Consider the following 15,480-nt stretch of genomic DNA (forward strand, 5'->3'; position numbering starts at 1 on the left):
GTTTTCAGTCTCCATGGTCCTTGGCATAAGGCGCTTTACCGTCGCTGTTGATCGTTGCAATCCGCCAGACTACGGCGTGCCAAAGGGTATCGAGGCGACTGTACGAGTCGCCCAGCGAAAGGGCGTTTTTCTCCAGCTCCAAGACGCGCCTGCGAGAAAACCTCAATCTGATTCTCTGCCAGGTTGGCGGGCTGACCCAGGTTCGTAGTAATTGCAGGGGGTCGTCATCGGGCAACAACATATCTGCAGGCAACGCCTTGGAGAGTCGGTTGCACCACTGGAGGAGGCTTTCATTCAATAGGCTGGCGTGGCTCGGGCGACACGTGCTGTCGACCAATGCCAGCACCAGGTCCAGTTGGTCCGGCGAGGCGAGCGCCAATTGAAGCAGGGTGGGCTGGGGCGGGGGAGGCAGGCAGGGGGCGATGCCGTATATCTTGCCTACCCATGAATGCCGACTGCGATACAGCCCATTCAGCGCAGGGTGTTCATCAGCCGCTCTCCAATCTTCACGCGAATACATCCAGGGGGTTGCCCACCACTGGACCCAAGCCAGGTTACTCATCGGGCGCGTGGGCCGGGGCGTTAGGGGATGGCGGCGGCAGTACGCGCTGGCCTCGGATCCGCCAGAACGTTACAGCGAGAATCAGCAGCACCAAAACGATCAGGGTGAATGTGACACTGGCCCGCCAAAATCCAATGTCGTCCCCGGGAACCAGGAATGGACCGAAATAGGCCAGGCGTTGCTGCTCCATGTAGGCCGTTGCCGGGACGAATACCACGGTCAATTTTTGCGGGTTTTCGGCAGTGTTGGTCATGCCAGGGATACTGCTGGCAACCAGCCGGCGCACACGGGCCTGGATGTTGTCGGGGTCGAGCCGGGGATCGTGTTTGATGAACACCGATGCGGAGGCGGGTTGCACCGGTTCACCCGGTGCGACTCGCTCGGGCAACACCACGTGTACCCGGGCGACGATGACTCCGTCGATGTTCGACAGCGTTGTTTCCAGCTCCTGGGACAAGGCATAGATATAGCGCGCCCGTTCCTCAAGCGGGGTCGAGATGACCCCTTCCTTGCGGAACGTCTCGCCCATGGTGGCGCGGGCGGCCTTGGGCAATCCCACTGCATCCAGGGTACGTACGGCGCGCCCGATGTCGGATGCGTTGACCATCACGACAACACCGTCTTTGGCGGGAACTTTGCTGGCGCGTATATGTTTGTCTGCCAACTCTGCGAGGACCTCGTTGGCTTCCTGCTCAGAGAGTTGACGGTGAAGTTCGACACGTTCACTACAGGCATTGAGCATAAATGAAAACGCTAGAACTAATGCAATACGCAGGGTGCGAGTCATGTTTATCTACTGAAGATTGCAGATTTTATCCACGCATTGTGCGGTTTTACCGACACTCTTGACGAGTAAATGCGTGAGCAATAGCGTATCGGACAGTTGGTCCGGGTATTTGCGCGCTTCGTCAAACTTATCGTCGCCACTCAGGGCACGCAGACTTTTGGTCATGCGTTGGGTTACGGAGGATAGTTTGCCTGATGCCTCGGAAAGCATACTTTGTGGCGTCGTATAAGTTGTCGCCGAATTTGCCGGCATTGACGGTGCCATGATTGAGGCAAAAAAGTTCACGTCGGTACTAGAGACAGATGATTCTTGTGCGCTTGCGGCGCCAGCAAGATTATTCTCTTCAAAAGAACTTACTCTTCCTATAAACATATGGCGCCTATTACGTAAGTACTCAGGAGGGGAGGTGTAGCGCAGACTTTAAGTGGCCTTCCCGCTGTCAAGCACCAGGAAGGCCAGAGGGCTGCCGGACTGATTACAAACGGAGTGCGTCAGCGGCTGTTTTTATACCTGCGGTATTTTGGTTCTCCGCAGTTTTCCAAGCGTTTTTCACACCATCTGCCCTCTTTTTTGCTTCTGCGGCTTCAAGGCCCGCGTCGGCCTGTTCTACACTCATACCACCAGCGCCGCTGCCGTAAGGGTTAGATCCGGAAGAGCCAATAGAACCGATACTCATATTTTTTACTCCGTACTTAACGTTGATCTCACTGGAATAGGGCGATCCTGAGAGGTGGTGTGTCACATCCAGTTTCGCTGTTCCATGATTTATGTGGCGCAGAAGATGTATGCGTTCCACGTGTTTCTGGAGGGTGTATTTCAAAAGGTGTAACTTTTTCAGCGCCGTGCGGGTGAGTTGTGCAAGGTACTCAGGTCAGTGATATTTCCAGTTGTTTCATCCGGTAATAAAGTGTGCGCTTGGCAACGCCTAGTTCGATGGCCACCACGTCGACGTTGTGGGCGTGGCGGTTCAGTGAGGCTTCAATCAGGGATTTTTCTATCTGCTGTAGCCGCTCCTTGAGAGGCATGTTCATGTCTGCGCGCTCTGCCTCGGGGACGCAAAGGGGGGCTAACCCCAGGACGAAACGCTTGGCCGTCGAACGCAGCTCGCGGACATTCCCCCGCCAGGGGTGACACAGTAATTGTGTTAACAGGTGGCTGGGGGGGGCCGGCACAGGGCATTTGAAATACTCGGCCTCCTGCCGGATCATTTTCAGGAACAAAGGGATGATGCGATCTCGTTGCTCGCGCAGGGGCGGCAGGTTGATGTTGACCACGTTCAGGCGAAAGTACAGATCGCGCCTGAACGCTCCTTGCTCGACCATCTCATGCAAGGATTGCTGCGCGGAGGCGATCACGCGCATATCCACTGGAATAAATCGGGTTGAGCCCAGGCGCTCAACCCCCCGCGACTCCAACACCCGCAGCAATTTGGCCTGCAGGGTCAGCGGCATGCTGTCTATTTCGTCAAGATACAAGGTCCCCAGGTGCGCGGCCTCGACAGAACCTGCACGTGACTGCATCGCCCCTGTGTAGGCCCCGCTGTTGACACCGAACAGTTGGCTTTCGGCAAGGCTCTCCGGTATTGCCGCACAGTTGAGTGCGACGAAATTCCCCCGCCGCCCCGATAAGCAATGAACACGTTGCGCCAAGGTGTCCTTACCCGTCCCCGTTTCCCCCAGCAGCAGCATGTCAATGTTGAGCGGGGCGGTATTTATGATAGTTGTTTCGATGTCTGGGTATTCGTTGAATGGTGTATCTGTTTCAACTTCGTTCTGATAGGAGGCCGACATATTGCTATTGCTCCAATAGAGTTGTCGCTTCACTATTGTTTGAATTAGCGAATGATATTGACCAGTAGACCGCAAAATATCCAGGTTGTCATCGCGAAAGGATGTTGGAATGCGCCGCTGTTGTGCTTTAAGTGTTTAGGGCGTTGTTCTTGGGAAATATTCAAGTTTTTGTAGGAAGGTTATTTGTAGCTGTTGGTAGGAGAAGTCTTAAATGATTTATGAATGTTATTGATTAGGCAAATCTCATGCTTGAAGTGGTTGCGTCCTGTTTTTTAGATGTCTTTATTAAAAATATTTAACGATTGCTTGATGTTTCATGGGGCGCTTGAGCTGTTGGAGATCGGTATCGTTATTGGTGCGGCCATAAAAAAAGCCGATGCTGGGCATCGGCTTTTTTTGTGGGGGCATAGGCCGCCGGTGAAGCGTTATACGTTGAAGCGGAAGTGCATCACATCGCCATCCTTGACGATGTATTCCTTGCCTTCCAGGCGCCATTTGCCGGCTTCCTTGGCCCCGGCTTCGCCCTTGAACTGGATGAAGTCGTTGTAGGCGATCACTTCGGCGCGGATAAAGCCTTTTTCGAAGTCGGTGTGGATCACACCCGCAGCCTGTGGTGCGGTAGCGCCAACCTTGACGGTCCAGGCACGCACTTCTTCGACACCGGCAGTGAAGTAGGTCTGCAGGTGCAGCATTTCGTAGCCCGCACGGATCACGCGGTTCAGGCCAGGCTCTTCCAGGCCCAGGGCCTCGAGGAACATGTCTTTCTCTTCGCCGTCTTCCAGTTCGGCGATTTCCGCTTCGATCTTGTTGCACACCGGTACAACCATCGCGCCTTCTTCTTCGGCAATGGCCATGACCACGTCGAGCAGCGGGTTGTTTTCAAAACCGTCTTCAGCCACGTTGGCGATGTACATCACAGGCTTGGTGGTCAGCAGGTGGAAGCCTTTGATCACGGCCTTTTCGTCGGTGCTCATGCTCTTCATCAGGCTGCGTGCAGGCTTGCCCAGGGTGAAGTGTGCGATCAGCTGCTCAAGCAGGGCCTTCTGGACCACTGCGTCCTTGTCGCCGCCCTTGGCGTTGCGCGTGACCTTTTGCAGTTGCTTTTCGCAGCTGTCGAGGTCGGCGAAGATCAGTTCCAGGTCGATGATCTCGATATCGCGTTTCGGGTCGACGCTGTTGGAGACGTGGATCACGTTCTCGTCTTCAAAGCAGCGGACCACGTGGGCGATGGCATCGGTTTCACGGATGTTGGCGAGGAACTTGTTGCCCAGGCCTTCACCTTTCGACGCGCCAGCCACCAGGCCGGCGATGTCGACGAACTCCATGGTGGTCGGCAGGATGCGCTTGGGATTGACGATGGCCGCCAGGGCTTCCAGACGCGGATCGGGCATTGGCACGATACCGGTGTTGGGTTCGATGGTGCAGAAGGGGAAGTTCTCCGCCGCAATACCGGACTTGGTCAGGGCGTTGAACAGGGTGGACTTGCCGACGTTAGGTAGGCCGACGATGCCGCAATTGAATCCCATGGTGTTTCCCCTCGGATAAGAGTCAGGCCTTCTGGCTGTGCAGGTTTTTCATCGCACGGTTCCATTCACCGGCGAAGATATCCGGCAGCACGCCGAGGGCAAAATCGATGCTGGCATCGAGTTTTTCCTGTTCGGCGCGTGGCGCACGACCCAGGACGAAATTTGAAACCATACTGGCAACGCCTGGGTGGCCAATGCCGAGCCGCAGGCGGTAGAACGTATTCTGATTGCCCAACTGCGCGATGATGTCGCGCAGGCCATTATGACCGCCGTGGCCGCCGCCTTGCTTGAGCTTGGCAACGCCGGGTGGCAGGTCCAGTTCGTCATGGGCCACCAGGATTTCCTCGGGTTTGATCCGGAAGAAGCCCGCAAGCGCCGCGACAGCCTGGCCGCTGCGGTTCATGTAGGTGGTGGGAATCAGTAGACGAACATCCTGACCCTGATGCGAGAAGCGTCCGGTCAGGCCAAAATATTTGCGATCGGCCACAAGGTTTACACCTTGGGCGTGGGCGATCCGCTCAACAAAAAGGGCCCCCGCGTTATGCCGGGTCTGTTCGTATTCGGCGCCTGGATTTCCCAGGCCAACGATCAGTTTAATGGCAGTCACGACAGGGGCCCTTCCTTTGGAGTTGTGGATAACATCGCCGCAACCAACGGGCGGCGAAAGTGGACAACAAGAGATCATTTACTCAAGAGTAAACGCCGCGTTATCGCCCGCTTTCTCGCTACGTTTCGGTCCGCGATGTTTCCTCAAGCTCCGGCATTACAGAGTGAATTACTCTGCAGCGCCTTCTTCAGCTTCTGGTGCAACGCGCGGAGCGTGAACGTTTGCAACAGCTTTGTCATCACCGTGAGCCAGTGCGACGAACTCAACGCCTTTAGGCGCCTTGAGGTCGGACAGGTGGATGATGTCGCCGATTTCAGCAGCCGACAGGTCGACTTCGATGAACTCAGGCAGGTCTTTCGGCAGGCAGGTCACTTCGATCTCGGCTACAACGTGCGAGATTTCGCCGCCTTTCTTGATCGGAGCAGCTTCGCCAACGAAGTGCACAGGTACGATAGCGGTCAGTTTCTGACCGGCTACAACGCGTACGAAGTCAGCGTGCAGCACGTGGCCTTTAGCTGGGTGACGTTGCAGGGCCTTGATGATGACGTTCTGCTTTTTGCCACCTACGTTCAGCTCGATGATGTGGCTGTAGGCCGCATCGTTTTCGAGCAGTTTGGCAATTTCTTTAGCCAGCATGCTGATGGATTCAGGGGCTTTTTCGCCACCGTAGACTACAGCTGGAACCAGGCTTGCGAGACGACGCAGGCGGCGGCTCGCACCTTTCCCCAGGTCGGAACGCACTTCAGCATTCAAAGTAAAATCGTTCATGTTGTATCTCCAAAATAACCACATTCGCCCCAGCGTTTGCGACCAGCGCTAAAGGCGATATGGGCAAAAAAGCCCCGCCCCAGCAGAGTGCTGGGGCGGGGCGCTTTTCGTCAGGTTGATGCTGCCAAGGTTTGACCCTTAGCGGAACATCGCGCTGATCGATTCTTCATTGCTGATACGGCGAACCGCCTCAGCAACAACCGGGGCGATATCCAGTTGACGGATACGCGCACAGGCTTGAGCAGCTGCGGACAACGGGATGGTGTTGGTCACCACCAGTTCGTCCAGCACGGAGTTCTCGATGTTCTCGATCGCTCGGCCCGACAGCACAGGGTGTGTGCAGTAGGCGAAGACTTTAGCCGCACCGTGCTCTTTCAAGGCTTTTGCCGCGTGGCACAGGGTGCCGGCGGTATCGACCATGTCATCGACCAGAATACAGGTACGCCCTTCGACATCACCGATGATATGCATCACTTCAGAGTGATTGGCTTTCTCACGGCGTTTGTCGATGATCCCGAGGTCCACGCCCAGGGATTTGGCAACAGCCCGTGCACGCACGACGCCACCAATGTCCGGGGACACGATCATCAGGTTTTCAAAGCGCTGGTCTTCGATGTCATCCACCAGGACGGGGGAGCCGTAGATGTTATCTACTGGAATATCGAAGAACCCCTGGATTTGGTCAGCGTGCAGGTCAACCGTGAGAACACGGTCGATACCTACCACGGTCAGCATGTCAGCGACGACTTTCGCGCTGATAGCCACACGTGCAGAACGCGGACGGCGATCCTGACGGGCATAACCAAAGTAAGGGATTACAGCTGTGATTCGAGTCGCTGAGGAGCGGCGGAAGGCATCAGCCATCACGACGAGTTCCATCAGGTTATCGTTGGTCGGAGCGCAAGTCGGCTGAATAATGAAAACATCTTTACCGCGGACATTTTCATTGATCTCGGCTGTAATCTCGCCGTCGGAAAATTTACCGACAGAGATGTCACCGAGAGGGATATGCAGCTGACGTACAACACGCCGAGCCAGATCGGGGTTGGCATTCCCCGTAAAGACCATCATCTTGGACACGCGCAGTACCTAGAGGCTGAGGGTAACCTGGATGAGTATAGAAAATGGCAGGGGCGGCTGGATTCGAACCAACGCATGGCAGGATCAAAACCTGCTGCCTTACCGCTTGGCGACGCCCCTGTATCTGTTGCAACGAGTACCCAGTACTCGGTTCCTTTAGAGCAGACTTTGCAACTTGCGATGCAACATCGAAACGTTGCTTCCCTTTGCTACAAACCCTGTAAGGGTCTCTGTAAGAAGGGCCGAGACTTTATCAGCTTCAGCTTTGTTTGGGAAGCCCCCAAACACACAACTTCCAGTTCCGGTGAGTTTTGCTTCGGTAAATTTACCTAACAAATTCAAAGCGTTACGTACATCTGGATAACGCCTTGCTACCACCGGTAAGCAGTCATTTCGACTGTTTCCCTTGGGAACGGGGCGCACTTTAATGGGAGAAGAGTTACGTGTCAACAACGGATCTGAAAAAATTTCTGCTGTACTTACAGATACTTGCGGAACAAGCACGACATACCACGGCTCTTCGGGGTCTACGGGTGTGAGTTTTTCCCCGACACCCTCAGCAAATGCGGCGTGTCCACGCACAAAAACCGGGACGTCGGCGCCCAGGGTCAGGCCCAGTGCGGCCAGGCGATCTTCGTCCCAACCCAGTTGCCATAAGTGATTGAGACCGAGCAGGGTGGTCGCGGCATTCGAGCTGCCGCCGCCGATGCCGCCGCCCATGGGCAGGATTTTATCGATCCAGATATCGATGCCCAGCGTACAACCGGATTGCTGCTGAAGTTTTTTTGCGGCCTTCACGATCAGATTGCTGTCGTGGGGCACATCGGCAAATTCGGTGTGCAGTTGAATCACGCCATCGTCGCGCACGGCGAAGGTCATCTCGTCGCCGTAGTCGAGAAATTGAAACAGCGTCTGCAACTCGTGGTAGCCGTCTTCACGACGACCGAGGATGTGCAGCATCAAATTGAGCTTGGCCGGGGACGGCAGCGTCAGGCGTTCAGTCATGTCACTGCCCCAGTTTGCGTGGTTGCCAGTCCTTGATCACCAGCGTGACATCAAGGTTGGAACCGTGCAGCTTGATACGTTCGGGCAGCCAGTAGCCGCTTTGTTCTACGTAGCTCAAGTATTCAACCTGCCAGCCATCCTGTTCCAGGGTGGCCAGGCGACTGTCGCCATTGAGGCTCAGGCGGCTCTTGCTGTCAGGTGCGGGCAGCCCGCGAACCCACCAGACCAGGTGCGAGACTGGCAGCTTCCAGCCGACCTGCTCTTCGAGCAAGGCCTCCGGTGACGGCGCTTCATAGCGGCCCTGGTTGGCCACCTCGAGGCTCACCTGCCCCGGTCGACCGGTCAGGCGTGCAGCGCCACGGCCCAGGGGGCCGGAGAGGCGGATGTCGTAATAGTCCTGGCGTTGCAGCCAGAACAAGGTGCCGCTGCCCGAATCCTTCGGTGCGCGAACCCCGATCTTGCCCTCGATCTGCCAGCCATCAATGCTGCTGAGCTGATCCTTGTGCTGTCGCCATTGAGCCGGGTTGCCCTGGCCTTCGACGGACTCACGGGCACCGAAGCCCGCACAACCGGCGAGCAAGGCGATAAAACTGAAAACGATGGCGTGGCGCAAAAACATAGAATTAAAGAGTCTCGGATCCGGTCAGGCGCTTGATGGTGCTGCGCAGGATAGGGCTGTCGGGTTGTTCCTTGAGGAACTTGGCCCAGATTTGTCGGGCTTCGCGCTGGTTGCCTTTGGCCCAGAGCACTTCGCCCAGGTGCGCGGCGACTTCCTGGTCGGGGAACCGCTCCAGGGCCTGACGCAGCAGGCGTTCGGCCTCGTCGAGGTTGCCCAGGCGGTAATTCACCCAGCCCAGGCTGTCGAGCACCGCCGGGTCTTCCGGGTTGAGCTGGTGGGCCTGTTCGATCAGGGCCTTGGCCTCGGCATAGCGCGTCGTACGGTCTGACAAGGTGTAGCCCAGGGCGTTCAGTGCCATGGCATTGTCCGGGTCGCGCTTGATGATCAGGCGCAGGTCTTTTTCCATCTGGGCCAGGTCATTGCGTTTTTCGGCCTGCATGGCGCGGGTGTACAGCAGGTTCAGGTCGTCGGGGTATTGCAGCAGGGCCTGGGCGAGGATTTTCCAGGCGCGCTCCCCCTGATTGTTGGCCGACAAGGTTTCGGCCTGGATCAGATACAGCTGGATAGCGTAGTCCGGCTCGGCATCACGGGCAGCGGCCAGGCGTTTTTCGGCTTCGTCGGTGCGGCCGTTATTCATCAGGATATCGGCCTGGCGCAGTTGTGCCGGCAGATAGTCATTGCCGGGGCCGACCTGGGCGTATTCGATCAGTGCGCCTTGCGGGTCATCCCGTTCCTCGGCGATGCGCCCCAGGTTCAGGTGGGCCGAATCGACATGGCTTTCCCGCGCGATCAGGTCTTCCAGGTAGCCCTTGGCTTCTTCCCAGGCCTTGGCTTCCAGGCAGACCAGTGCCAGGGAGTAACGCAATTCGTCATCGTCCGGGTATTGCTGGACCAGGCTGGCGAACTCGACCTTGGCGTCTTCCATGCGGTCCTGTTCCACCAGCATGCGAGCGTAGGTCAGGCGCAGGCGCTTGTCGTCCGGATACTTCTTGATGCTTTTTTGCAGCAGGGGCAAGGCTTCCTTGCCGCGATTGAGGCTTTGCAGCAGGCGTGCGCGCAGCAGCAGCGGGGCGATTTCACCTTCTTCCGGCGGGTTCTGCTCCAGCAGCTTGAGAGCCGCTTGCGGTTCATCATCCTGTTGCAGCAGCAGCGCCTTGCCAAAGACCAACTGGCCATTGCTTGGGTGCTTTTGCAGCAGGCGGTCGAAACTCTTCATCAGGCCATCGCGGGTGTCCTGGTCGGTGTCGGCGGCCGACAGGGCGAGGAAGTCGAAATGGGTGTCGCCCTTGCCCTGCAAGACTTTCTCCATATAGACCATGGAGTCGTCGTAGCGCCCGGCACGTGCCAGTTGGATCGCCGCGGCGCGCTGGGCTTCCAGGTCGTCCGGGGCGTTTTTCGCCCAGATCAGCGCGGTATCCAGGGCGGCCTGGTCGGCGCCCAGGTACTCGGCGATGCGAAACGCGCGCTCGGAGATCCCTGGGTCCTGGGTGTTGATGGCCTGGGTCACGTAGTTATCCAGGGCAATGTCGAAACGATTGCGCTGGCCGGCCAGCTCCGCGCTCAGCAGGCTGAACACTGTTTCTTCGCTGAACGAGGAATAAACCTTGGGTTTTTCAGGGGCGGGGGTGCTGTCTTCCACCGGCGCAGGATTCTGCGGCGATACGGGGGCCATGGACTGGCAGCCGCCGAGGAAGGCAAGGGCAAGGAGCAACGCGGAAGATCTATTCATATAGGAAGAGGACGACTAACCTGCGGTCGGATCATCATGACACAAGCCCTCGGCCAAACATAACCGAGTCTCAATTGGCGCCTTTATAGACACAAGGCATTAGGACAATAGACGACGGTGGTTGTTCTGGATGAGTCGAAGTAGGACAATTGTCGGCTTCTCGACATCATCAGCGATATTGAATGGCCTTCCTTGCTCTGGGTATCAACCACAAGACTGCTTCTGTAGACGTCCGCGAGCGCGTGGCGTTTACCCCGGAGCAGTTGGTTGAGGCTTTGCAGCAGCTGTGCCGGCTCACCGACAGCCGCGAAGCTGCGATCCTTTCCACCTGCAATCGCAGTGAGCTCTATATAGAGCAGGAACATCTTTCGTCGGATGGGGTGCTGCGCTGGCTGGCTGATTACCATCATTTGAGCCTGGATGACCTGCGCGCCAGCGCTTATGTGCATGAAGATGATGCGGCAGTTCGTCACATGATGCGTGTGGCATCCGGGCTCGACTCCCTGGTTTTGGGCGAGCCGCAGATCCTCGGCCAGATGAAATCGGCCTACGCCGTGGCCCGTGAAGCCGGGACCGTGGGGCCGTTGCTGGGGCGTCTGTTCCAGGCCACCTTCAATTCGGCCAAGCAGGTGCGTACCGATACGGCGATTGGCGAAAACCCGGTCTCCGTGGCATTCGCCGCTGTCAGCCTGGCCAAGCAGATCTTCAGCGACCTGCAACGCAGCCAGGCCTTGCTGATCGGCGCCGGCGAGACCATCACCCTGGTCGCCCGGCACCTGCATGACCTGGGGGTCAAGCGGATTGTGGTGGCCAACCGAACCCTGGAGCGCGCCAGCATCCTGGCCGAAGAGTTCGGCGCCCACGCGGTGTTGCTCGCCGACATCCCGGCGGAACTGGTGCGCAGCGATATCGTCATCAGCTCCACCGCCAGCCAGTTGCCGATCCTTGGCAAGGGCGCGGTAGAAAGCGCGCTGAAGCTGCGCAAGCACAAGCCGATTTTCATGGTGGATATCGCCGTTCCCCGGGATATCGAGCCGGAAGTCGGCGAGTTGGACGACGTTTACCTCTATAGCGTCGACGACCTGCACGAAGTGGTCGCCGAAAACCTCAAGAGCCGCCAGGGCGCTGCCCAGGCCGCCGAGGAAATGGTCGCGATCGGCGCCGATGACTTCATGGTGCGCCTGCGCGAGCTGGCCGCGGTGGATGTGCTCAAGGCCTATCGCCAGCAAGGCGAGCGCCTGCGTGACGAGGAATTGATCAAGGCCCAGCGCCTGCTGGCCAATGGCGGCAATGCTGAAGATATCTTGATGCAATTGGCCCGTGGCCTCACCAACAAGCTGTTGCATGCTCCCAGCGTACAGCTTAAAAAACTGACAGCCGAAGGCCGCCTCGATGCGCTGGCCATGGCCCAGGAACTCTTTGCCCTCGGTGAGGGCGCGTCAGACAGCTCTTCGGATAAAAAACTGCAATGAAAGCGTCACTGCTCAATAAACTGGACGTGCTCCAGGACCGTTTCGAAGAACTGACCGCCTTGCTCGGCGACGGCGAGGTTATTTCCGATCAGACCAAGTTCCGTGCCTATTCCAAGGAATACGCCGAAGTTGAGCCGATCGTGACCACCTATTCGCAACTGCTCAAAGTGCAGGCCGACCTCGAAGGCGCCCAGGCGCTGCTCAAGGACAGCGACCCGGACATGCGTGAAATGGCCGTGGAAGAAGTCCGCGAAGCCAAGGAAAAGCTCGTCGAACTCGAAGGCGACCTGCAACGCATGCTGCTGCCCAAAGACCCTAACGATGGGCGCAACGTCTTCCTGGAAATCCGCGCCGGCACCGGCGGTGATGAGGCGGCGATCTTCTCCGGCGACCTGTTTCGCATGTATTCGCGGTATGCCGAGCGGCGCGGCTGGCGCGTGGAAATCCTCTCCGAGAACGAAGGCGAGCACGGCGGCTACAAGGAAATCATCGCCCGCGTCGAAGGCGAGAACGTCTACGGCAAGCTGAAGTTCGAATCCGGCGCGCACCGCGTACAACGTGTGCCCGCCACCGAGTCCCAGGGCCGTATCCACACCTCGGCCTGCACCGTGGCGGTATTGCCAGAACCGGACGAGCAGGAAGCCATCGAAATCAACCCGGCGGACTTGCGCGTCGACACTTATCGCTCATCGGGCGCCGGTGGCCAGCACGTCAACAAGACTGACTCGGCGATCCGCATCACCCACTTGCCGTCCGGCATTGTGGTGGAGTGCCAGGAAGAGCGTTCCCAGCACAAGAACCGGGCGCGGGCCATGTCCTGGTTGTCGGCCAAGCTCAACGACCAGCAGACCAGCGCCGCGGCCAACGCAATTGCCAGCGAGCGCAAGTTGCTGGTGGGCTCGGGTGACCGCTCCGAGCGCATTCGCACCTATAACTACGCCCAGGGCCGGGTCACCGACCACCGGGTCAACCTGACCCTGTATTCCCTGGACGAAATCCTTGCCGGTGGCGTGGACGCAGTGATCGAGCCGTTGCTCGCCGAATACCAGGCCGACCAACTGGCCGCGATAGGTGAATAAATGACCATTATTGCCAGCTTGTTGCGCGCCGCCGACCTGCCAGATTCGCCTACCGCCCGCCTGGACGCCGAATTGCTGCTGGCCGCTGCCCTGGGCAAGTCCCGCAGCTACCTGCACACCTGGCCGGAAAAAATCGTCAACAGCGAAGACGCGCTGCGCTTTGCCGATTACCTGCAACGTCGCCGCAGCGGTGAGCCGGTGGCCTATATCCTCGGCCAGCAAGGCTTCTGGAAGCTCGACCTGGAAGTCGCGCCGCACACCCTGATCCCGCGCCCGGACACCGAGTTGCTGGTGGAAGCAGCCCTGGAGTTGTTGCCCGCCACCCCGGCCACTGTCCTGGACCTCGGCACCGGCAGCGGCGCCATCGCCTTGGCCCTGGCCAGCGAGCGCCCGGCCTGGCGCGTGACGGCGGTGGATCGTGTGCTCGAAGCGGTGGCCCTGGCCGAGCGCAATCGCCAGCGCTTGCACCTGGATAACGTCACGGTGCTTAACAGTCACTGGTTCAGCGCCCTGAAAGATCACACCTATCACCTGATCATCAGCAACCCGCCCTACATTGCCGACAGCGATCCGCACCTGGTGGCGGGCGATGTGCGTTTCGAGCCGGCCAGCGCACTGGTGGCCGGCCACGATGGCCTGGACGACCTGCGCCTGATCATCGCCCAGGCGCCGCAGCACCTGGAGGCTGGTGGCTGGTTGCTGCTCGAACACGGTTATGACCAGGCCCCGGCCGTGCGTGACTTGCTGCTGACCCAAGGTTTCGAAGAGGTCCACAGCCGTATCGACCTCGGCGGCCACGAGCGCATCAGCCTGGGGCGCCGGCCGTGCTGACCGATCAGGAGCTGTTGCGCTATAGCCGACAGATCCTGTTGCAACAGGTGGACATCGACGGCCAGTTGCGCCTGAAAAACAGCCGCGTGCTGATCGTCGGTCTCGGCGGCCTCGGTGCCCCGGTGGCGCTGTACCTGGCGGCTGCCGGCGTGGGTGAGCTGCATCTGGCGGACTTTGATACCGTCGACCTGACCAACCTGCAACGCCAGATCATCCACGACACCGACAGCGTTGGCCTGAGCAAGGTGGACTCGGCCATCCGCCGCCTGAGCGCGATCAACCCCGAGATCCGGCTGATTGCCCATCGCACGGCGCTGGACGCCGACTCGCTGGCCGCCGTCGTGGCCGATGTGGACCTGGTGCTCGACTGCTGTGACAACTTCACCACCCGTGAGGCGGTGAACGCGGCGTGCGTGGCGGCTGGCAAGCCCCTGGTCAGCGGCGCGGCGATTCGCCTCGAAGGCCAGCTCTCGGTGTTCGACCCGCGCCGCCCGGAAAGCCCGTGCTACCACTGTTTATATGGGCACGGCAGCGATACCGAATTGACCTGCAGCGAAGCCGGCGTCGCCGGCCCGCTGGTGGGGTTGGTCGGCAGCCTGCAAGCCCTGGAAGCCCTGAAGCTGCTGGCCGGTTTTGGCACACCGCTGGTTGGGCGCCTGCTGCTGATCGACGCCCTGGGCACACGTTTTCGCGAACTGCGGGTCAAGCGCGATCCCGGTTGCAGCGTCTGCGGTAGCCAGCATGGTTAAGGATGCACCGATTGGTGTGTTCGACTCCGGTGTCGGCGGTCTGTCGGTGCTGGACGAAATTCATCGGTTGTTGCCCCATGAATCGCTGCTGTACGTGGCGGATTGCGGGCATATCCCCTATGGCGAGAAAACCCCTGCATTCATTCGCGAACGTTCGCGGGTGGTGGCAGAGTTTTTCCGTGGGCAGGGCGCCAAGGCCTTTGTGATTGCCTGCAACACGGCAACCGTGGCGGCGGTCGCGGATTTGCGCAGTGATTACCCGGACTGGCCGCTGGTGGGCATGGAGCCAGCGGTCAAGCCAGCCGCCGCCGCAACCCGCAGCGGTGTGGTCGGGGTGCTGGCCACTACGGGCACCCTGCAAAGTGCCAAGTTCGCTGCGCTGCTGGATCGTTTTGCCACCGACGTGCGGGTGATTACCCAGCCATGCCCGGGGCTGGTGGAGCTGATCGAAGCCGGCGACCTGGACAGCCCGGCGCTGCGCCAGATGCTGCAAGGTTATGTCGCGCCGCTGGTCGAGGCCGGATGCGACACCATCATCCTTGGTTGCACTCACTATCCTTTCCTCAAGCCACTGCTGGCGACGATGCTGCCACCGTCGATCATCCTGATCGACACCGGGGCGGCCGTGGCGCGCCAACTGCAACGCCTGCTGGGTGAGCGTCAGCTGCTGGCCGAGGGCAATCCTCGGGCCGCGCAGTTGTGGACCAGCGGTGATCCGCAACATCTCAGAAATATCCTACCCACACTATGGAAATTCAGCGGCGTTGTGCGAAGCTTCGCCCTGTGAAAAATTCGTGAAATAGCGGGTTTTCCGGCTGAACTTCTGCGTTGTCCGTGATTTCTATAGCTCTTGATGAGCAGTACAAAACCATACAA

Annotated in this window: 17 protein-coding genes and 1 tRNA gene; 5 read left to right on the forward strand and 13 right to left on the reverse strand. The window is 58.8% G+C overall.

Annotated features, from left to right (window positions below):
* Positions 1–4: 4 nt before the first annotated feature.
* From ACO77H_RS04225 to ACO77H_RS04285, 13 genes are all read right to left on the reverse strand, one after another.
* Positions 5–520, reverse strand: a complete 516-nt coding sequence (locus ACO77H_RS04225; protein ID WP_432755043.1) for a type III secretion protein — start codon at positions 518–520, stop codon at positions 5–7.
* 34 nt (positions 521–554) lie between these two features.
* The gene (gene sctJ / locus ACO77H_RS04230; RefSeq protein WP_169954850.1) at positions 555–1,349 is read right to left on the reverse strand and encodes a type III secretion system inner membrane ring lipoprotein SctJ; all 795 of its coding nucleotides are present in this window, start codon (positions 1,347–1,349) and stop codon (positions 555–557) included.
* Positions 1,350–1,355: 6 nt separating this feature from the next.
* A complete protein-coding gene (locus tag ACO77H_RS04235) occupies positions 1,356–1,514 on the reverse strand; it encodes a type III secretion system rspB (protein WP_169954851.1) in 159 nt (52 codons plus the stop codon).
* 310 nt (positions 1,515–1,824) lie between these two features.
* Positions 1,825–2,169 carry a hypothetical protein gene (locus ACO77H_RS04240; RefSeq protein ID WP_169954852.1) on the reverse strand — a complete coding sequence of 115 codons (345 nt, stop codon included), beginning with the start codon at positions 2,167–2,169 and terminating at the stop codon, positions 1,825–1,827.
* Positions 2,170–2,215: 46 nt separating this feature from the next.
* A complete protein-coding gene (locus tag ACO77H_RS04245; protein ID WP_432755044.1) occupies positions 2,216–3,139 on the reverse strand; it encodes a sigma 54-interacting transcriptional regulator in 924 nt (307 codons plus the stop codon).
* 425 nt (positions 3,140–3,564) lie between these two features.
* Positions 3,565–4,665 (reverse strand): redox-regulated ATPase YchF, encoded by a 1,101-nt coding sequence (gene ychF / locus ACO77H_RS04250; protein WP_099167955.1) that lies wholly within the window; start codon positions 4,663–4,665, stop codon positions 3,565–3,567.
* Positions 4,666–4,687: 22 nt separating this feature from the next.
* Positions 4,688–5,272 carry an aminoacyl-tRNA hydrolase gene (pth, locus tag ACO77H_RS04255; RefSeq protein WP_003208389.1) on the reverse strand — a complete coding sequence of 195 codons (585 nt, stop codon included), beginning with the start codon at positions 5,270–5,272 and terminating at the stop codon, positions 4,688–4,690.
* A 168-nt stretch (positions 5,273–5,440) separates the two neighbouring features.
* Positions 5,441–6,040, reverse strand: a complete 600-nt coding sequence (locus tag ACO77H_RS04260; protein ID WP_169954853.1) for a 50S ribosomal protein L25/general stress protein Ctc — start codon at positions 6,038–6,040, stop codon at positions 5,441–5,443.
* A 138-nt stretch (positions 6,041–6,178) separates the two neighbouring features.
* Entirely contained in the window at positions 6,179–7,120 is a 942-nt protein-coding gene (locus ACO77H_RS04265) for a ribose-phosphate pyrophosphokinase (RefSeq protein ID WP_003171603.1), read from the reverse strand.
* Positions 7,121–7,165: 45 nt separating this feature from the next.
* Positions 7,166–7,240, reverse strand: a tRNA-Gln gene (locus ACO77H_RS04270).
* Between the two features lie 36 nt (positions 7,241–7,276).
* A complete protein-coding gene (gene ispE / locus ACO77H_RS04275) occupies positions 7,277–8,125 on the reverse strand; it encodes a 4-(cytidine 5'-diphospho)-2-C-methyl-D-erythritol kinase (RefSeq protein WP_170043038.1) in 849 nt (282 codons plus the stop codon).
* A 1-nt stretch (position 8,126) separates the two neighbouring features.
* Entirely contained in the window at positions 8,127–8,744 is a 618-nt protein-coding gene (lolB, locus tag ACO77H_RS04280; RefSeq protein ID WP_070996768.1) for a lipoprotein insertase outer membrane protein LolB, read from the reverse strand.
* Positions 8,745–8,748: 4 nt separating this feature from the next.
* Complete coding sequence (locus ACO77H_RS04285; RefSeq protein ID WP_170043037.1) at positions 8,749–10,473, reverse strand: tetratricopeptide repeat protein; 1,725 nt, start codon at positions 10,471–10,473, stop codon at positions 8,749–8,751.
* A gap of 182 nt (positions 10,474–10,655) precedes the next feature.
* Here ACO77H_RS04285 and hemA point away from each other — a divergent pair, with 182 nt between their 5' ends.
* From hemA to murI, 5 genes are read left to right on the forward strand one after another with little or no spacing between them, the layout of a single operon-like run.
* A complete protein-coding gene (hemA, locus tag ACO77H_RS04290) occupies positions 10,656–11,945 on the forward strand; it encodes a glutamyl-tRNA reductase (RefSeq protein ID WP_169954856.1) in 1,290 nt (429 codons plus the stop codon).
* A complete protein-coding gene (gene prfA, locus ACO77H_RS04295; protein ID WP_169954857.1) occupies positions 11,942–13,024 on the forward strand; it encodes a peptide chain release factor 1 in 1,083 nt (360 codons plus the stop codon). The genes hemA and prfA overlap by 4 nt, the downstream gene beginning before the upstream one ends.
* A complete protein-coding gene (gene prmC, locus ACO77H_RS04300; RefSeq protein WP_169954858.1) occupies positions 13,025–13,855 on the forward strand; it encodes a peptide chain release factor N(5)-glutamine methyltransferase in 831 nt (276 codons plus the stop codon).
* Positions 13,849–14,604, forward strand: coding sequence for a molybdopterin-synthase adenylyltransferase MoeB (locus tag ACO77H_RS04305; RefSeq protein WP_432755045.1), 756 nt, complete (start codon positions 13,849–13,851; stop codon positions 14,602–14,604). The genes prmC and ACO77H_RS04305 overlap by 7 nt, the downstream gene beginning before the upstream one ends.
* Positions 14,597–15,391: a glutamate racemase gene (gene murI, locus ACO77H_RS04310; protein ID WP_169954860.1), complete on the forward strand. Its 795-nt coding sequence runs from the start codon at positions 14,597–14,599 to the stop codon at positions 15,389–15,391. The genes ACO77H_RS04305 and murI overlap by 8 nt, the downstream gene beginning before the upstream one ends.
* Positions 15,392–15,480: the final 89 nt, after the last annotated feature.

The sequence above is a fragment of the Pseudomonas sp. WMBT8 genome (assembly GCF_050916005.1).
In the GTDB taxonomy this organism is placed as follows: Bacteria; Pseudomonadota; Gammaproteobacteria; order Pseudomonadales; family Pseudomonadaceae; genus Aquipseudomonas.

Bases quoted from the DNA above. Each gene is read 5' to 3' on its own strand.
- lolB (WP_070996768.1), bottom strand. From the start codon at position 8,744: ATGTTTTTGCGCCACGCCATCGTTTTCAGTTTTATCGCCTTGCTCGCC.
- ACO77H_RS04285 (WP_170043037.1), bottom strand. From the start codon at position 10,473: ATGAATAGATCTTCCGCGTTGCTCCTTGCCCTTGCCTTCCTCGGCGGC.
- ACO77H_RS04225 (WP_432755043.1), bottom strand. From the start codon at position 520: ATGTATTCGCGTGAAGATTGGAGAGCGGCTGATGAACACCCTGCGCTG.
- ispE (WP_170043038.1), bottom strand. From the start codon at position 8,125: ATGACTGAACGCCTGACGCTGCCGTCCCCGGCCAAGCTCAATTTGATG.
- ACO77H_RS04245 (WP_432755044.1), bottom strand. From the start codon at position 3,139: ATGTCGGCCTCCTATCAGAACGAAGTTGAAACAGATACACCATTCAAC.
- ychF (WP_099167955.1), bottom strand. From the start codon at position 4,665: ATGGGATTCAATTGCGGCATCGTCGGCCTACCTAACGTCGGCAAGTCC.
- ACO77H_RS04260 (WP_169954853.1), bottom strand. From the start codon at position 6,040: ATGAACGATTTTACTTTGAATGCTGAAGTGCGTTCCGACCTGGGGAAA.
- murI (WP_169954860.1), top strand. From the start codon at position 14,597: ATGGTTAAGGATGCACCGATTGGTGTGTTCGACTCCGGTGTCGGCGGT.
- prfA (WP_169954857.1), top strand. From the start codon at position 11,942: ATGAAAGCGTCACTGCTCAATAAACTGGACGTGCTCCAGGACCGTTTC.
- hemA (WP_169954856.1), top strand. From the start codon at position 10,656: ATGGCCTTCCTTGCTCTGGGTATCAACCACAAGACTGCTTCTGTAGAC.
- ACO77H_RS04235 (WP_169954851.1), bottom strand. From the start codon at position 1,514: ATGACCAAAAGTCTGCGTGCCCTGAGTGGCGACGATAAGTTTGACGAA.
- sctJ (WP_169954850.1), bottom strand. From the start codon at position 1,349: ATGACTCGCACCCTGCGTATTGCATTAGTTCTAGCGTTTTCATTTATG.
- prmC (WP_169954858.1), top strand. From the start codon at position 13,025: ATGACCATTATTGCCAGCTTGTTGCGCGCCGCCGACCTGCCAGATTCG.